Raw genomic sequence first — 16,481 nt, forward strand, 5'->3', positions numbered from 1 at the left:
GGGGAGTTCCTGTTGAAAAACGGGCGAGCATGAAGATTGTTCATGATCGAGGAAGGCAATTATCGGGATTTCAGCCGGCGCACGCCAATGCAAAGGTGGCCTGGGGGGATTTTCGGCGGCTGATCAACAAGCGGGCAGGGGCGTTGACGAGTTGCTCGGCCAGGGCCAGGGCGGCGCTTTCGGCAACGCCGTAACAGCCGGTATGGGCAAAGGCAATCGCGGATTTATGGCTCAGACGGTGTTCAAACGTCGCCAGGTGTTGCGCACTGAAACAGCGTAAGGGCAACCCCAACTGTTCGGCCAGCGCGAGCAATCCCGGTTCATGCTGTTTGTGATCGATACTCGCCAGTGCCGTGACCTGCTGGCGCTCGATACCGCCCTCGGCCAGGGCGGCGTCAAACAGCGCCAGCAGGGCGTGAACCTCACAGCCCCGCTGGCAACCCAGGCCGACCACTAAGGTCATGCCGAGTAGTGGCCGTCGCGATTGCGCCGGAACAACCAGGCGCTGATCAAGCCCAGGGCCAGCCAGAACAGCACGTTGGTCAATTGCGAGGCAATCTTGAACTGCGCTTCCAGGGCCTCCGGGGCCAGCATCGAATGCACTGCCGGTTGCGGCGCACCGATGATATGGGGCACGGCCAGGATCGCCACGCCCAACACTTTAAGCAGCCAACTGCGGCCAAATACCAGCAGCGCGATACCGGCGGCGGTGGAGGCGGCCGTGCCGATCCACCAGATCTGGCGCTGGGCCAGGTCCGCCGCGGCGGTGCCCGGCAACTCGGGTGGCAAGCCCAGGGTCGGGGCCAGTACGAACGTCGCGTAACCGGCCAGGCCCCACAGCAGGCCCTGCGCCGTGCGGGTAGGTGCGCGCAAGGTGTAGAGACCGGCCAGCATCAGCGCGAAACCGACGGCGACCACCAGGTTGCCCCCGGTGGTAGACAGCACACGCTGCCAACCGTCTTCAGGCTCCCAGGCCTCGGCATCGTGGGTGTGGGCGGCGGCGCCTGCGGCATGTTCATGGGCGACTTCGGCCGTCGCCGGGGCTTTTTCAAAGGTCTCCGCCTGCAGAATCAGCGGGGCGACCCAGAAGCTTTGCAGCAAGGTCAGCAGCAAGGCGGCCAGCAAGCCGGTGAAACCTGCGGTTTGCGCAATACGCTTGATCATGTCAGCAGGTCTCAGTGGCACGGGAACGCGGCGCTGTGGCGGGTATCGTGCGCGGCGTTATGCACCGCCTCGATATGCGAAAAGCCGGCGAAGTAAACCAGGCACGCGCCCAGGATCGACGCACCGATGGCGGCCGTCAGGCGTTGGCTCAAGGTAGAAGTGCCGCTGGTGGCGGGCGAGGTGCTGCTGATGATCGACATGGCGCGTCCCTTTTCTTCGGTTTCAGGGTGACACGAGCGCATGCAAATCCCGCGAGCCAGGCCCGCAGAGTTCCGAACAGCGCCCGCCCACCGCGGGTTTGTTATCTGATTTTTCGGGCCGGTCTCCGGGCTCGCGAGGGGCACTCTGCAGAGAGGCCTGAAAGCATCGCCTTCCCATGCATTCGCACAGTGGCTGTGACACTTCGCTCGCTTACCGTTGCGGGGGCAGCACCGGACTTGCCATAGGTGTATGGCTCACCGGTTTCCCGTTTCACCCTTTGCAGGGCACCCGAAACAAGACACCTAGGAAAGCATGCAGGGCGACGGTAGTCAAATTGGTCGTGCCCCTGTAGCCTTGCACCTTCGAGGTTCTTCGGCCCAGGCCGGAGCTAAGAAGGGAACGCGGTTCAAGCCGCGGCTGCCCCCGCAACTGTGAAGGGTTCAACTGACTGCCACGCCACTGCCGATAACGCGGGAAGGCGCAGCCAGCGCCGGTCGCAAGACCCGCAAGCCCCAAGCCAGGAGACCTGCCTCGCAACCGATTTTCCAATTCAACCGGGCGGGGTGATCCGGTGACGAAATCCGCTGCTGCGCGCCGCCGCAGGGCCTGTCGTCCCGTCTGCCCGCCCCAAAAGGGCATCCGATGAAAACACTGGCCAAACTTCCCGTCACCATCGTTACCGGCTTTCTCGGCTCGGGCAAAACCACCTTGCTGCGGCATATGCTCGACAACGCCCAGGGCCGTCGTATCGCGGTGATCGTCAACGAGTTCGGTGAACTGGGGATCGACGGTGAAATCCTCAAGCAGTGCTCCATCGGTTGCACCGAGGAAGAAGCCAATGGCCGCGTCTACGAACTGGCCAACGGCTGCCTGTGCTGCACGGTGCAGGAGGAGTTCTTCCCGGTGATGCGCGAATTGGTGGCGCGGCGCGGCGACCTCGACCATATCCTGATCGAAACCTCCGGCCTGGCCCTGCCCAAGCCGTTGGTGCAAGCCTTCCAGTGGCCGGAAATCCGCAGCGCCTGCACGGTTGACGCGGTGATCACCGTGGTCGACAGCCCCGCCGTGGCCGCCGGCACCTTCGCCGCCTTCCCGGACCAAGTGGACGCGCAGCGCAAACTGGACCCGAACCTGGACCACGAATCGCCGCTGCACGAGCTGTTCGCCGATCAACTGGCCAGCGCCGACCTGGTGATCCTCAACAAGACCGACCTGATCAACCCCGAAGACCTGGCCCGTGTGCGTCTGGAAGTGGCCGAGGAGTTGCCGCCGGCGGTGAAGATCATCGAAGCCAGCAGCGGCCGCTTGCCGCTGGACGTGCTGATCGGCCTGGGTGCCGGCTCCGAAGAACACATTGACGGTCGGCATAGCCATCACGATCACCACCACGACGGCGAAGAGGATCACGACCACGATCACGACGCCTTCGACTCCATCTCCATCGACCTGCCGCAAACCGACGAAGCGCTGTTGCTCGACGCCCTGACTCAGTTGGTAGTGCAACACGGCATCCTGCGCGTCAAAGGCTTCGCCGCGATTGCGAATAAACCCATGCGCCTGCTGATCCAGGGCGTAGGCACGCGCTTTGACAAGCACTTCGACCGTGCCTGGGGCGCCGATGAAGCGCGGACCACGCGCCTGGTACTGATCGGCCAGGAGCTGGATGCGGCGGGTCTCGAAGCGCAACTGCGCGCCGCCCTCAGCGTCTGACCCATGCACCTGCTCAGGACCCAGCCCGGTGGTTTCGTCTCGGACGACAATATCGCCGACCTTGGACAAACCCCCGCCGAACTGGTGATCCTGTGCAGCGGCGATTCCAGCCTGGCGCTGTTGGCCGAAGCGGCGCAGCAGTTACCCGACGATTATCCCAGCTTGCGCCTGGCCAACCCGATGCAGGTGCAGAATCACGCCTCGGTCGACCTGTATGTCGATGAGGTGCTGCGCCACGCCAAGGTCATCCTGATTTCGTTGCACGGCGGCATCGGTTATTGGCGTTACGGCATTGAGCGGTTAGTGGAGTTGGCCGAGCGTGGTGTGCAGCTGATCCTGGTACCCGGCGATGATCGCCCGGACCCGGAACTCAGTGGTTTGAGCACCGTCGGCGTGGAAGAACGCGACCGCCTCTGGCACTTCCTGCGCCAAGGCGGTTTGGGCAATGCCCTGGATTTCTATCGCTGCCTGGCCAGTACGTACCTGGGCCGCGATTACGCCTGGGCCGAGCCGCAGCTGTTGCCGCGCACGGCGATTTATCATCCCCAGCACGCCAACGCCTGCCTTAATGACTGGCAGCCGCAGTGGAACCCTGAGTTGCCGGTGGCGGCGGTGCTGTTTTACCGCTCCCATTTGCAGGCGGCCAATACCGGTTTTATCGACGTGTTCTGCCAGCGCCTGCAGGCGGCGGGGCTTAATCCGTTGCCGATGGCGGTGGCCAGCCTGAAGGAGCCCGGCTGCCTGGCGGTGGTCGAGGACTGGCTGGACGAAGTCAGCGCAGCGGTGATCCTGAACACCACCGGCTTTGCCCAGTCCAGCCCCGAAGCCCCGCATTTATACCCGTTTCGCCGCAATATCCCGGTGATCCAGGCGATCTGCGCGCAAGACAACCAGCCGGGCTGGGAGGCCAGCGAACAGGGGCTCGGCCCACGCGACCTGGCGATGCACATTGCCTTGCCGGAGCTGGACGGGCGCATCATCAGCCGGCCGATCAGTTTCAAGGACTTGGCGTGGCGCAGCGAGCGTAGCCAGTCGGACGTGGTGTGCTACCGCGCAGCCCCTGAGCGCATGGACTTTGTCGCCGAACTGGCACGCCGTTGGGTTGAGCTGGCGCGGCTGCCGAATGCACAGAAACGTATTGCACTGGTGCTCGCCAACTACCCGACCCGTGACGGGCGCATTGGCAACGGTGTGGGCCTGGACACCCCAGCGGCGGCGCTGAATATCCTGCGTGCGCTGCAAGCGCAAGGCTACCCGCTGCCGCACGCGTTGCCGGACAGCGGCACCGCGCTGATCCACCAATTGCTGGGCGGCGTCACCAATGATCTGGACAGCCTCGACCTGCGCCCTTGCCACCAGAGCCTGGGCCTGGACGATTACCAGGCGATGTTCGACCGCTTGCCCGAAGCCAACCGCCAGGCCGTGCAGGAGCGTTGGGGACCACCTCATAACGACCCGATGTGCCGCGATGGCCGCCTGATGATTGCCGGCCTGCGCCTGGGCCTGACCTTTGTCGGGATCCAGCCTGCGCGGGGCTATCAGGTAGACCCCAGCGCGGTGTACCACGACCCTGACCTGGTGCCGCCCCACGGCTATCTCGCGTTCTATTTCTGGCTGCGCCATACCTATGGCGCCCACGGCGTAATCCATGTGGGCAAGCATGGCAACCTCGAATGGCTGCCGGGCAAGGGCGTGGGCCTGTCGCAAACCTGCTGGCCTGATGCATTGCTGGGGCCGCTGCCGAATATCTATCCGTTTATTGTCAATGACCCGGGCGAGGGCGCCCAAGCCAAGCGGCGCACCCAGGCGGTGATCATCGATCACTTGATGCCGCCGCTGACCCGCGCCGAAACCTATGGTCCGTTGCGTGACCTTGAGTTGTTGGCGGATGAGTATTACGAGGCGCAGTTGCTTGACCCGCGCCGCGCACTGGAACTGCAGAAAGACATCCTCAAGTTGGTGCGCGAAACCCGTATCGACCAGGAACTGGAGTTGGGCAGCGACGTGGACGCGGCCGTCTGGCTGCCGCGCCTGGACACCTATCTGTGCGACTTGAAGGAGTCGCAGATCCGTGACGGCCTGCATGTCTTCGGCGAATCTCCCGCAGGCCGCCTGCGTATCGACACCTTGCTGGCGTTGTTGCGCATCCCGCGTGGCGACGGCCGTGGCCCGCAATCGAGCCTGCTGCGTGTATTGGCCAAGGCTTTCGAGTTGGGCTTTGACCCCCTTGACTGTGCCTTGGCCGAGCCCTGGACCGGGCGCCGGCCCGAGGTCTTGCAGGCGCTCGACGCGCAGCTGTGGCGCACCGCCGGCGACACGCGTGAACGCCTGGAATTGTATGCGGCGCGGTTGATCGAGCAGGCGCTGGAAGGTCCGCTGGAACAGTTGGAAGAACCGGGCTGGGAGGACGTGAAGGCGGTTATCGAGAGCCTGCGCTGGGTGGTGGCGCCGCGCTTGGACAGCTGCGGCCCGGCCGAGATGCGGGGCTTGCTCGATGCCCTGGGCGGTCGCTTCGTACCGGCCGGCCCCAGCGGTGCGCCGAGTCGCGGGCGCCTGGATGTGCTGCCCACTGGGCGCAATTTCTTCGCGGTGGATGTGCGCAACCTGCCGACCACCACGGCCTGGCGCATTGGCTTTCAGTCGGCCAACCTGATTCTGGAGCGACACCTGCAAGATCACGGCGACCATCTGCGTCAGCTCGGCCTGTCGGTATGGGGCACGGCGACCATGCGCACCGGCGGCGACGATATCGCCCAGGCCATGGCGCTGATGGGTGTGCGCCCGGTGTGGGCCACCGGTAGCCAACGGGTGGATGACTTTGAAATCCTGCCGATCAGCCTGTTGGATCGCCCGCGGGTCGACGTGACGTTGCGGGTGTCCGGGTTCTTCCGGGATGCCTTCGCCAACCTGATCCGCTTGTTCGACGCGGCGGTGCAGGCGGTGGCCGCCCTGGATGAACCGGACGATATGAACCCGCTGGCCGCCAAGGTGCGCAGCGAGCGCGAGGCGCTGCTCAGCTCGGGCCTGGACGCAGAGGCCGCAGCCAGGCAGGCCGGCTGGCGGATCTTCGGCGCCAAGCCCGGTGCTTATGGCGCGGGCGTGCAGGGCGCCATTGACGGTCGCCTCTGGCAAAGCCGCGAGGACTTGGCCGAGGTTTACCTCAATTGGGGGGCGTACGCCTATGGTGGCTCGGATGAAGGCAGCGCCGCCCGCGAACAGTTCGCTCGGCGTTTGAGCCAGGTGCAGGCGGTGTTGCAGAACCAGGACAACCGCGAGCATGACCTGCTCGACTCCAACGATTACTACCAGTTCCAGGGCGGCATGCTCGCCGCCGTGGAAACCCTGAGTGGCGCCAAAGCCGCGAGTTACCATGGCGACCACAGCCAGCCGGACTTGCCAAAGATCCGTACCTTGAAGGAAGAGTTGAACCGGGTGATCCGTTCCCGTGCCGCCAACCCGAAGTGGATCGACGGGGTCAAACGCCACGGTTATAAAGGTGCCTTCGAAATGGCGGCGACGGTGGACAATCTGTTCGCCTTCGACGCCACGACGGCGCTGATCGATGATCATCAATACGCCTTGCTCGCCGACGCCTACCTGCTCGACCCCGACACCCGGGCCTTTGTGCAACAGCACAACCCGGCCGCGCTGCGCGACATGACCGAACGCATGCTTGAAGCTCAGCAGCGCGGCCTGTGGCAGGAGCCGGGTGCGTATCGCGAGGCGTTGGAAAACCTGTTGCTGGATATAGAAGAAGACAGCTGATGACTGATACGCCACATTTCCCACTGGCCGCCGTGGTCGGCGCCGATGCATTGAAACTGGCGCTGTGCCTGGCGGCCATCGACCCGAAGATCGGCGGCGTGCTGATCGAAGGCCCGCGCGGCATGGCCAAGTCCACCTTGGCCCGTGGCCTGGCGGATTTGCTGGCCAGCGGTCAGTTCGTCACCTTGCCGTTGGGCGCTACTGAAGAGCGGCTGGTCGGCACCCTGGACCTGGACGCCGCGCTGGGCGAAGGTCGTGCGCAGTTTTCCCCCGGCGTGTTGGCCAATGCCGATGGCGGCGTGTTGTACGTCGATGAAGTCAACTTGTTGCCGGATCATCTGGTGGACGTGTTGCTGGATGTGGCTGCCAGCGGCACTAACCTGATCGAGCGGGACGGCATCTCCCATCGGCATTCGGCGCGCTTTGTGCTGATCGGCACGATGAACCCGGAGGAGGGCGAGTTGCGCCCGCAGTTGCTCGACCGTTTTGGCTTCAATGTGGCCTTGAGCGGGCATACCGTGCCCGCCGAACGCGGGCAGATCATTCGGCGTCGGCTGGACTTTGACCGCGATCCTCACGCCTTCTGTGCGCAATGGGCCGGGCAACAGGCCGAGTTGCGTGAACGTTGCACCCAGGCCCGGGCGCGGCTAGACGGTATCGCGCTGGATGACCAGGCCCTGGCAAAGATTACCGAGCGCTGTTTTGCGGCGGGTGTCGATGGCTTGCGTGCAGACCTTGTCTGGCTGCGCGGCGCCAGGGCGCATGCCGCTTGGCGAGGGGCTGATGCCATCGCCGACGAAGATATCGACGCCGTGGCCGAATTTGCCTTGCGCCATCGCCGTCAGGAGCAATCACCGCCTGCCGGTCCTCCCCATCAGGGCCAGTCGCCCAAGCAGTCCGATCCTTCACCCGGCCAAGGCCAGTGGGGCGATATGCCTGCACCGGCACTGCCCACGGGTGCGCGCCGTGATGTGGCGGCCTGGCCAAAAAAGCCCTAGGCATCCGCCCTCGACTGGACGCGGGGGCGGATGCCCGGCCCAAAGCGGGGCGAGTGGACAAAGGCGCGCAGGGCAGGGCGCGCAGCGCTCAGCAGGGCTCGGTCAATTGGCCGGGCACCTTGCTCGGTGGTCGCCCGCACGCGCGCGAGGACTTGCTGTTTCATCTGCGTAGCCGGTCGGCGCATGAGTTGTGGTTGGTGATTGTCGATGCCTCGGCGTCCACGCGGCGTCATCGCGCATTAAGCGACGCCAAGGGCTTGCTGGCCCAACTGTTCGAAGACGCCTACCGACAGCGCGTGCGCATGGCGTTGCTGACGGCCAGCGGGCAGTCGCCGAAGTGGCAGGTGCAGGGGCTGAAAGCGGCCAAGAGCCTCGCAGGTTGGCTGGAGCAGCTGGGTGCCGGTGGCGGTACGCCGTTAATGGCGGCACTGATCGAGGCCGGGAATTGGTTGGCGCAGCGGCGCAAGCGCTATCCTGCCGAGCAGCAGCGCTTGTTGGTGATTACCGATGGGCGACTCAAGAAGGTTGCCGGTTTGCCGTCGCTGGAGTGTCCGGGGTGGCTGGTGGATATCGAGCGTGGGCCGATCAGGTTGGGGCGGGCCCAGGAGCTGGCGACGGGCTTGCAGTTGGAGTATCGCCACATCGATCATTTGTAGTGAGCGGGCTTGCCCTAATGCCAGTCAGTTAAGGCTTAACGCGGTCACTGTGGGAGGGGGCTTGCTCCCGATGGACTGCGTAGCAGGCCCATTTTTGAGGCCGCTGCGCGGCCTATCGGGAGCAAGTCGAATCGTCGCACCGCCCCTCCCACAATTTATTCATCGCCCGCTTTATCGCTTAACTGACTGGCATCAGGGCAAGCCCGCTCACTACAGACTCCCTGGCACGTTGGGCCAGAGATCCGCTACCAGGAACAGGCGCTCAGCTTCCTCCCAGTCTTCGCCGGTTTGCACCAGCCGCACCAACAACTGTGCCGGCGCCATCGGGTCCAGGTCGGCCAGCCAGTGGTGCATCTGTTCCACGCTCCACACTTCACTCGCGGGGTAATGTGCCGGCGCCAGCCATGCGTGGCGTGGCAGGGGTTGCCAGCGACCGGCTGGGCTTGCGCTGGAAAAATCCCGCCAGTCACGCTGATGCAGCCAGCGCCCGCGCAGATGCTGCGGATGGGCGCCGTGGGGCGGCGCGGCCTGGCCGGGCCAGGGGTACAACAAGTAACCCCCCAGCCACAGATGCGCCTCCAGGCATTGGATGTCCAGCGTGGCCAGGGCTTCGCGACTCTCGGCTTTGGCCGATATCGGCAATTGATGTTGAGCCAGGTGCGCCAGTTTGCGGTCCAGCCGGTCGTGGCACCCTGGGCCCAGCCATTGCGCGGTGTCCTGGCCGTTGCCGTGCTGGGGGCCGAGGTAAAGTTTGATCGCCAGTTCCAGGTGGTGCACGCCATCGCGGTCGCGCAGCAGCATATCCAGCTCGCCCAGGGTGTGCCCGGCGCGGCGGATCGGCAGGTTGGCCGCCAATAGCTCCACGCCCGGCGCGTGTTGCACGGCGAATTGCCACAGGCGTTCGTAGTAGAGGCCCAGGCGCCGGGTGCGTGACAGGCTCAACCAATGCTGCAAGGCGCTGCTGTCTTGATCGAGAGTGCGCAACCAGTGTTCCAGCCGATCGGGCGCCTGCACCCAGTCGCTGCCGGCCAATGGGTGACGCTGAGGCCAGGGCGTTTGCGCAAGCATCGGCGGGGCCAGGATCACCCACGCCAGGTCGCGCACCTCGGGGTGGCGCAGTTGGCGGGGTAAATGATGCAAGTCAGGGAATACCGTCATGGTCCGAGCATAGCCTTTTACGCACCGGGCAGGTGGCTGAGAACCGTTGTCATCATGGTCGGGCAGCGACAAAGGGTTTTGCCTGGCGCGGCCTTTCGCCCATAATCGTTGTTTTTCGCCATACCCTACATCCCGCAGGAGCCCCATGGAGCAATTTCGCAATATCGGCATTATCGGTCGTCTGGGCAGTACCCAGGTGCTGGACACCGTCCGCCGGCTGAAAAAGTTCCTGCTGGAACGCCACCTGCACGTGATCCTCGAAGACACTATCGCTGAAATCCTGCCGGGCCATGGCCTGCAAACCTCGTCGCGCAAGATGCTCGGCGAAGTGTGCGACATGGTGATCGTGGTCGGCGGCGACGGCAGCCTGCTCGGCGCGGCCCGGGCGCTGGCGCGGCATAACGTGCCGGTGCTGGGGATCAACCGGGGCAGCCTGGGCTTCCTGACCGATATCCGCCCGGATGAGCTGGAAGTCGAAGTGGCCAAGGTGCTCGACGGCCATTACCTGGTGGAAAACCGCTTCCTGCTGCAAGCCGAAGTGCGCCGCCACGGCGAAGCCATCGGCCAGGGCGATGCCCTGAACGACGTGGTGCTGCACCCGGGCAAATCTACGCGCATGATCGAGTTCGAGTTGTATATCGACGGCCAGTTCGTGTGCAGCCAGAAGGCCGACGGCCTGATCGTCGCCACGCCCACCGGCTCCACGGCATATGCGCTTTCGGCCGGTGGCCCGATCATGCACCCCAAGCTCGATGCCATTGTGATCGTGCCGATGTACCCCCATATGTTGTCCAGCCGGCCGATTGTGGTCGATGGCAACAGTGAGCTGAAGATCGTGGTATCCAAAGACATGCAGATCTACCCGCAAGTCTCCTGCGACGGGCAGAACCATTTTACCTGCGCTCCCGGTGACACCATCACGGTGAGCAAGAAGGCACAGAAGTTGCGCTTGATCCACCCGCTGGATCACAACTACTACGAAGTGTGCCGCACCAAGTTGGGCTGGGGCAGCCGCTTGGGGGGTGGAGGCGACTGATGCTCGATCCCGCGCGTAGCTACGACCTGATTGGTGACGTGCACGGTTGCGCCCATACCCTCGAGCACTTGCTCGACCGGCTGGGTTACCACAAGCAGGGCGGCACCTGGCGCCATCCCACGCGTATGGCGGTGTTCCTCGGCGATATCATCGACCGCGGCCCCCGCATTCGCGAGGCGTTGCATATCGTCCACGACATGGCCGAGGCCGGCCAGGCGTTGTGTGTCATGGGCAATCACGAGTTCAACGCACTGGGTTGGACCACCGCGGCACCGCCAGGCAGTGGCAAGCAGTTCGTGCGTGAGCACAACCCACGGCATGCACGCTTGATCCATGAGACCCTGACCCAGTTCGAGCATCACCCGGCCGACTGGCATGACTTCCTTGGCTGGTTCTATGACATGCCGCTGTTTGTCGATGCCGGGCGTTTTCGCGTGGTGCATGCGTGCTGGGACGACAGTTTTATCCAACCGCTGCGGGCGACCTTCCCGGACGGCTGCATCGACCAGCACTTCCTGCAGGCCGCCGCCGTGCCCGGCAGTTTTGCCTGCAACGCCTTCGACCGCCTGCTGCGTGGCACCGATATGCGCCTGCCCGATGGGCTGACGCTGACCGGTGGCGACGGCCTGACGCGCTCGTTCTTTCGCACCAAGTTCTGGGAGGACGACCCCAAGACCTACGGCGACATTGTGTTCCAGCCCGACGCCTTGCCGGAGCCGGTGGCGCGCACGCCGTTGTCGTCCACTGAAAAAAACTCCCTGCTGCGCTATGGCGTCGACGAGCCGTTGTTGTTCGTCGGCCATTACTGGCGCAGCGGCAAACCGGCGCCGATTCGCCCGAACCTGGCCTGCCTGGACTACAGTGCGGTGCTGTACGGCAAGCTGGTGGCGTATCGACTGGACCAGGAAACCCGGCTGGACCCCCGTAAATTTGTATGGGTCGACGTTGAGCGGCCTGAGGTTATTGCATGAGCACCGTTGCTGTATTGCGCTTGCCCTTGAGCGCCGACCTGGGTGGTTTCGTCAAACTGCTGCAACGCATGCAGGTGCCTCATCGCGTCAGCGAGGAGGGCGGTGAGCAGGTGTTGTGGGTGCCCGAGAGCATCAGCGACGACGTGCGCGTGTTGTATCAGCGCTTTCCCGCCGGTGATCCGGACCAGCAACTGGACATTCCCGAGCAGGCGCCCGTCACCCGCCCAGGCTTTGTCCAGCAACTGCGCATGAGCCCGGTGACCGCGCTGGTGCTGTTGGCTAGCATGATCGTGGGCGCGGTGACCCTGCTCGGTGAAAACCTGCAAACCATGGCCTGGCTGACCTTCCTGCCGTTCCGGGTCATGGGCGAATACATCCAGTTCACGCCGCTGGCCGACAGCCTGGCCGCAGGGCAGTGGTGGCGGCTGGTCACGCCGATGCTGATCCACTTCGGCATCCTGCACCTGGCCATGAATGGCATGTGGTATTGGGAGCTGGGGCGCCGTATCGAGGTGCGCCAGGGCAGTATCAACCTGCTGGGCCTGACCCTGTTGTTCAGCCTGGTCTCCAATTACGCGCAATATGCCTATGGCGGCCCGGGCCTGTTCGGCGGGCTGTCCGGTGTGTTGTATGGCCTGCTCGGGCACTGCTGGATCTTCCAGTTATTGTCGCCCAACCCGGCCTATCGCCTGCCCCGTGGGGTGCTGGCAATGATGCTGATATGGCTGGTGCTCTGCATGTCGGGGCTGGTCTCGATGATCGGCTTCGGCGAAATCGCCAACGCGGCCCACGTGGGCGGCTTGGCCATCGGTTGCCTGACAGGTTTGCTGGGCGGGCTGTACAGCCGTCGCAAAGCGTCTATTTGATAAGGAAGAGCCTTATGTCCTCTTTTGCTGAAATGATCGAAAACATCACCCCGGATATCTACGAGAGCCTCAAGCTCGCGGTGGAAATCGGCAAATGGTCCGATGGCCGCAAGCTCACCGACGAGCAGCGCGAACTGTCCCTGCAGGCGGTGATCGCCTGGGAAATCCAGAACCTGCCGGAAGACCAGCGCACCGGCTATATGGGCCCGCAGGAATGCGCGTCCAAATCGGCGCCGGTGCCGAACATCCTGTTCAAGTCGGATGCGATCCATTGATTGAAATTGGTCGCGGTGCAGTCAGCAAAATGTCGGCGCAACTCGGTGAGCCGACTGTTCAGTATGCGTTTCGCCTGGGTGATACCGAGGTGCCGGTCAACCCGTTGATCGGTACTCACGTGCGCCTGGAATACCTCGGCGCCATCCATTGCAGCCATTGCGGCCGCAAGACCAAGACCAGTTTCAGCCAGGGTTACTGCTACCCGTGCATGACCAAACTGGCCCAGTGCGACCTGTGCATCATGAGCCCCGAGCGTTGCCATTACGACGCCGGCACCTGCCGTGATCCAGGCTGGGGCGAAAAATTCTGCATGACCGACCATGTGGTCTACCTGGCCAATTCGTCGGGGATCAAGGTCGGCATCACCCGTGCCACTCAACTGCCAACCCGTTGGCTTGACCAGGGCGCGAGCCAGGCGCTGCCGATCATGCGCGTCGCCACCCGCCAGCAATCGGGTTTCGTCGAAGACCTGTTCCGCAGCCAAGTGGCCGACAAGACCAACTGGCGCGCGCTGCTCAAGGGTGACGCCCAGTCGGTCGACCTCAAGCAGGTGCGCGAAGAACTGTTCAGCGCCTGCGCCGACGGCTTGCTCGGTTTGCAGGAACGCTTCGGTCTGCAGGCCATCCAACCGGTGACCGACATCGAACCCATCGAAATCCGCTACCCGGTGGAGCAATATCCCGCCAAGATCGTCAGTTTCAACCTGGACAAGAACCCGATTGCCGAAGGCACGCTGCTGGGGATCAAGGGCCAATACCTGATCTTCGATACCGGCGTTATCAATATTCGCAAATACACGGCCTACCAGCTCGCCGTGCATCAGTAGAAGGATGCCACCCATGCGCACCGAACAACCGAAGATGATTTACCTGAAGGATTATCAGGCGCCGGATTACCTGATCGACGAAACACACCTGACCTTCGAGTTGTTCGAGGACCACAGCCTGGTCCACGCGCAACTGGTGATGCGCCGCAACCCTGAGCGCGGCGCCGGCTTGCCACCGTTGGTGTTGGATGGCCAGCAACTGGAGCTGCTGAGCGTGAACCTGGCCGACCAGGAATTGACCGACGCCGATTACCAGTTGACCGATAGCCACCTGACCGTGCACCCCAAGAGCGCCACCTTTACCCTGGACACCACGGTCAAGATCCACCCGGAAAGCAACACCGCGCTGGAAGGCCTGTACAAATCCAGCGGCATGTTCTGCACCCAGTGCGAGGCCGAGGGCTTTCGCAAGATCACCTATTACCTCGACCGCCCGGATGTGATGAGCACCTTCACCACCACGGTGATCGCCGAGCAACACCGCTACCCCGTGCTGTTGAGCAACGGTAACCCGATCGCCAGCGGCCCCGGTGAAGACGGCCGTCATTGGGCAACCTGGGAAGACCCTTTCAAGAAACCGGCCTACCTGTTCGCCCTGGTGGCCGGTGATCTGTGGTGCGTGGAAGACAGCTTCACCACCATGACCCAGCGTGAAGTGGCGCTGCGCATCTACGTCGAGCCGGAAAATATCGACAAGTGCCAGCACGCCATGACCAGCCTGAAAAAATCCATGCGCTGGGATGAAGAAACCTACGGCCGCGAGTACGACCTCGATATATTCATGATCGTGGCCGTGAACGACTTCAACATGGGCGCCATGGAAAACAAGGGCCTGAACATCTTCAACTCCAGTGCTGTGCTGGCCCGTGCCGAAACCGCCACCGACGCCGCGCACCAGCGTGTGGAGGCGATCGTCGCCCACGAGTACTTCCACAACTGGTCGGGCAACCGCGTGACCTGCCGCGACTGGTTCCAGCTGTCGCTCAAGGAAGGCTTCACCGTATTCCGTGATTCGGGCTTCTCCGCCGACATGAACTCGGCCACGGTCAAGCGCATTCAGGATGTGGCGTACCTGCGCACTCACCAGTTCGCCGAAGACGCAGGCCCGATGGCTCACGCCGTGCGCCCGGAAAGCTTTATCGAAATCTCCAACTTCTACACCCTGACCGTGTACGAAAAAGGTTCGGAAGTGGTCGGCATGATCCACACCTTGCTGGGGGCCGAAGGCTTCCGCAAAGGCAGCGACCTGTACTTCGAACGCCACGATGGCCAGGCGGTGACGTGCGACGACTTCGTCAAGGCCATGGAAGATGCCAATGGCGCCGACCTGAGCCAGTTCAAACGCTGGTACAGCCAGGCCGGTACGCCGCGCCTGGCGGTCAGCGAGTCCTATGACGCCGCGGCCAAGACCTACAGCCTGACGTTCCGCCAAAGCTGCCCGCAGACGCCGGACAAGGTGGAAAAACTGCCGTTCGTGATCCCGGTCGAGTTGGGCCTGCTGGACGGCAAGGGCGCCGGCATTGCCTTGCGCCTGGCCGGAGAGTCGAGCGCTGCCGGCACCTCGCGGGTGATTTCGGTGACTGAAGCCGAGCAGACCTTTACCTTCGTCGATATCGCCGAACAGCCGTTGCCTTCGCTGCTGCGCGGTTTCTCGGCGCCGGTGAAACTGAGCTTCCCGTATAGCCGCGATCAGCTGATGTTCCTGATGCAGCACGACAGCGACGGCTTCAACCGTTGGGATGCCGGCCAGCAACTGGCGGTGCAGGTGTTGCAGGAGCTGATCAGCCAGCATCAGGCGGGTCAGCCGCTGAAGCTGGATCAACGCCTGATCGAGGCCTTGCGCAGCGTGTTGAGCGATGAGCGCCTGGATCAGGCGATGGTCGCCGAGATGCTGTCATTGCCGAGTGAAGCCTACCTGACGGAAATCAGCGAAGTGGCGGATGTCGATGCCATCCACGCGGCGCGTGAGTTTGCCCGCCAGCAGCTCGCCGAGCAGTTGTTCGAAGCGCTTTGGCTGCGCTATCAGGCCAACCGTGCGCTGTCCCGACAGACCCCGTATGTGGCGGCCGCCGAGCACTTTGCGCGGCGCGCCTTGCAGAACATCGCGCTGTCGTACCTGATGCTCAGCGGCAAGCCCGAAGTGCTGGCGGCCACCCTGGAACAGTTCGACGCCTGCGACAACATGACCGAACGCCTGACCGCGTTGGCGGTGCTGGTCAATTCGCCGTTCGAAGCGCAGAAGGCCCAGGCACTGGCGGTGTTCGCGGAAAACTTCAAGGACAACCCGCTGGTCATGGACCAATGGTTCAGCGTGCAGGCCGGCAGCACCTTGCCGGGCGGTCTGGATCGGGTCAAGGCGTTGATGGAGCACCCTGCGTTCAACATCAAGAACCCGAACAAGGTGCGGGCACTGATTGGTGCATTCGCCGGGCAGAACCTGATCAACTTCCATGCGGCCGACGGTTCGGGTTATCGCTTCCTGGCGGACTTGGTGATCCAGCTGAACAGTCTCAACCCGCAGATCGCTTCGCGCCAACTGGCGCCGCTGACACGCTGGCGCAAATATGACGACACCCGCCAGGCGCTGATGAAGGCGCAGCTGGAGCGCATTCTTGCGTCCGGCGAGTTGTCGAGTGATGTGTTCGAGGTGGTCAGCAAGAGCCTCGCATAACTCAGCTAACCCTTGTAGTGAGCGGGCTTGTCCCGCGCTGGGTGGCGCAGCCGCCCCAAAAAGGACGCCGCGGTGTTTCAGCAAAACCGAGGTGTCTGGTTTTAGGGCGGCTGCGCCACCCAGCGCGGGACAAGCCCTAATGCCTGTCAGTTAAGGCTTAACGCGGTCATTGTGGGAGGGGGC

The 16,481-nt window shown here is 63.5% G+C and carries 14 protein-coding genes and 2 riboswitches; of the genes, 10 read left to right on the plus strand and 4 right to left on the minus strand.

Annotated features, from left to right (window positions below; all coding sequences use genetic code 11):
* Positions 1–70: 70 nt before the first annotated feature.
* From DK870_RS20090 to DK870_RS20100, 3 genes are read right to left on the minus strand one after another with little or no spacing between them, the layout of a single operon-like run.
* Positions 71–463: a cobalamin biosynthesis protein gene (locus DK870_RS20090; RefSeq protein WP_161549494.1), complete on the minus strand. Its 393-nt coding sequence runs from the start codon at positions 461–463 to the stop codon at positions 71–73.
* The gene (locus DK870_RS20095; RefSeq protein WP_060757118.1) at positions 460–1,164 is read right to left on the minus strand and encodes a CbtA family protein; all 705 of its coding nucleotides are present in this window, start codon (positions 1,162–1,164) and stop codon (positions 460–462) included. The genes DK870_RS20090 and DK870_RS20095 overlap by 4 nt, the downstream gene beginning before the upstream one ends.
* A gap of 11 nt (positions 1,165–1,175) precedes the next feature.
* Entirely contained in the window at positions 1,176–1,364 is a 189-nt protein-coding gene (locus DK870_RS20100; protein ID WP_060757117.1) for a CbtB domain-containing protein, read from the minus strand.
* A gap of 98 nt (positions 1,365–1,462) precedes the next feature.
* Positions 1,463–1,672, minus strand: a riboswitch (cobalamin riboswitch).
* A 41-nt stretch (positions 1,673–1,713) separates the two neighbouring features.
* Positions 1,714–1,914: riboswitch (cobalamin riboswitch) on the plus strand.
* Positions 1,915–2,007: 93 nt separating this feature from the next.
* Here DK870_RS20100 and cobW point away from each other — a divergent pair.
* Genes cobW through DK870_RS20120 form a run of 4 tightly spaced genes read left to right on the plus strand, consistent with a single transcriptional unit; the run spans position 2,008 to position 8,494 of the window.
* Complete coding sequence (cobW, locus tag DK870_RS20105; protein ID WP_090371491.1) at positions 2,008–3,075, plus strand: cobalamin biosynthesis protein CobW; 1,068 nt, start codon at positions 2,008–2,010, stop codon at positions 3,073–3,075.
* Positions 3,076–3,078: 3 nt separating this feature from the next.
* Positions 3,079–6,840, plus strand: coding sequence for a cobaltochelatase subunit CobN (gene cobN, locus DK870_RS20110; protein ID WP_161549495.1), 3,762 nt, complete (start codon positions 3,079–3,081; stop codon positions 6,838–6,840).
* Entirely contained in the window at positions 6,840–7,838 is a 999-nt protein-coding gene (locus tag DK870_RS20115) for an ATP-binding protein (protein ID WP_161549496.1), read from the plus strand. The genes cobN and DK870_RS20115 overlap by 1 nt, the downstream gene beginning before the upstream one ends.
* Before the next feature lie 53 nt (positions 7,839–7,891).
* Positions 7,892–8,494 carry a VWA domain-containing protein gene (locus DK870_RS20120; protein WP_161549497.1) on the plus strand — a complete coding sequence of 201 codons (603 nt, stop codon included), beginning with the start codon at positions 7,892–7,894 and terminating at the stop codon, positions 8,492–8,494.
* Between the two features lie 210 nt (positions 8,495–8,704).
* Here DK870_RS20120 and DK870_RS20125 read toward each other — a convergent pair whose 3' ends face one another.
* Complete coding sequence (locus DK870_RS20125) at positions 8,705–9,652, minus strand: DUF1853 family protein (protein ID WP_161549498.1); 948 nt, start codon at positions 9,650–9,652, stop codon at positions 8,705–8,707.
* Between the two features lie 145 nt (positions 9,653–9,797).
* On the opposite strand from DK870_RS20125, the gene DK870_RS20130 reads away from it, so the two are divergent.
* Genes DK870_RS20130 through pepN form a run of 6 tightly spaced genes read left to right on the plus strand, consistent with a single transcriptional unit; the run spans position 9,798 to position 16,298 of the window.
* Positions 9,798–10,688, plus strand: coding sequence for an NAD(+) kinase (locus tag DK870_RS20130; RefSeq protein ID WP_003217892.1), 891 nt, complete (start codon positions 9,798–9,800; stop codon positions 10,686–10,688).
* The gene (locus DK870_RS20135) at positions 10,685–11,659 is read left to right on the plus strand and encodes a metallophosphoesterase (protein WP_372241686.1); all 975 of its coding nucleotides are present in this window, start codon (positions 10,685–10,687) and stop codon (positions 11,657–11,659) included. Before DK870_RS20130 ends, DK870_RS20135 begins: the two co-directional genes overlap by 4 nt.
* A complete protein-coding gene (locus DK870_RS20140) occupies positions 11,656–12,525 on the plus strand; it encodes a rhomboid family intramembrane serine protease (protein ID WP_060757110.1) in 870 nt (289 codons plus the stop codon). The genes DK870_RS20135 and DK870_RS20140 overlap by 4 nt, the downstream gene beginning before the upstream one ends.
* 14 nt (positions 12,526–12,539) lie before the next feature.
* The gene (locus DK870_RS20145) at positions 12,540–12,800 is read left to right on the plus strand and encodes a YeaC family protein (RefSeq protein ID WP_060757109.1); all 261 of its coding nucleotides are present in this window, start codon (positions 12,540–12,542) and stop codon (positions 12,798–12,800) included.
* The gene (locus DK870_RS20150) at positions 12,797–13,627 is read left to right on the plus strand and encodes a DUF2797 domain-containing protein (RefSeq protein WP_090371477.1); all 831 of its coding nucleotides are present in this window, start codon (positions 12,797–12,799) and stop codon (positions 13,625–13,627) included. The genes DK870_RS20145 and DK870_RS20150 overlap by 4 nt, the downstream gene beginning before the upstream one ends.
* 13 nt (positions 13,628–13,640) lie before the next feature.
* On the plus strand, positions 13,641–16,298 hold the full coding sequence (gene pepN / locus DK870_RS20155; protein ID WP_060757107.1) for an aminopeptidase N: 2,658 nt from the start codon (positions 13,641–13,643) through the stop codon (positions 16,296–16,298).
* Positions 16,299–16,481: the final 183 nt, after the last annotated feature.

It is taken from the genome of Pseudomonas sp. Q1 (assembly GCF_009935975.1).
GTDB classification, from domain to species: domain Bacteria; phylum Pseudomonadota; class Gammaproteobacteria; order Pseudomonadales; family Pseudomonadaceae; genus Aquipseudomonas; species Aquipseudomonas palleroniana.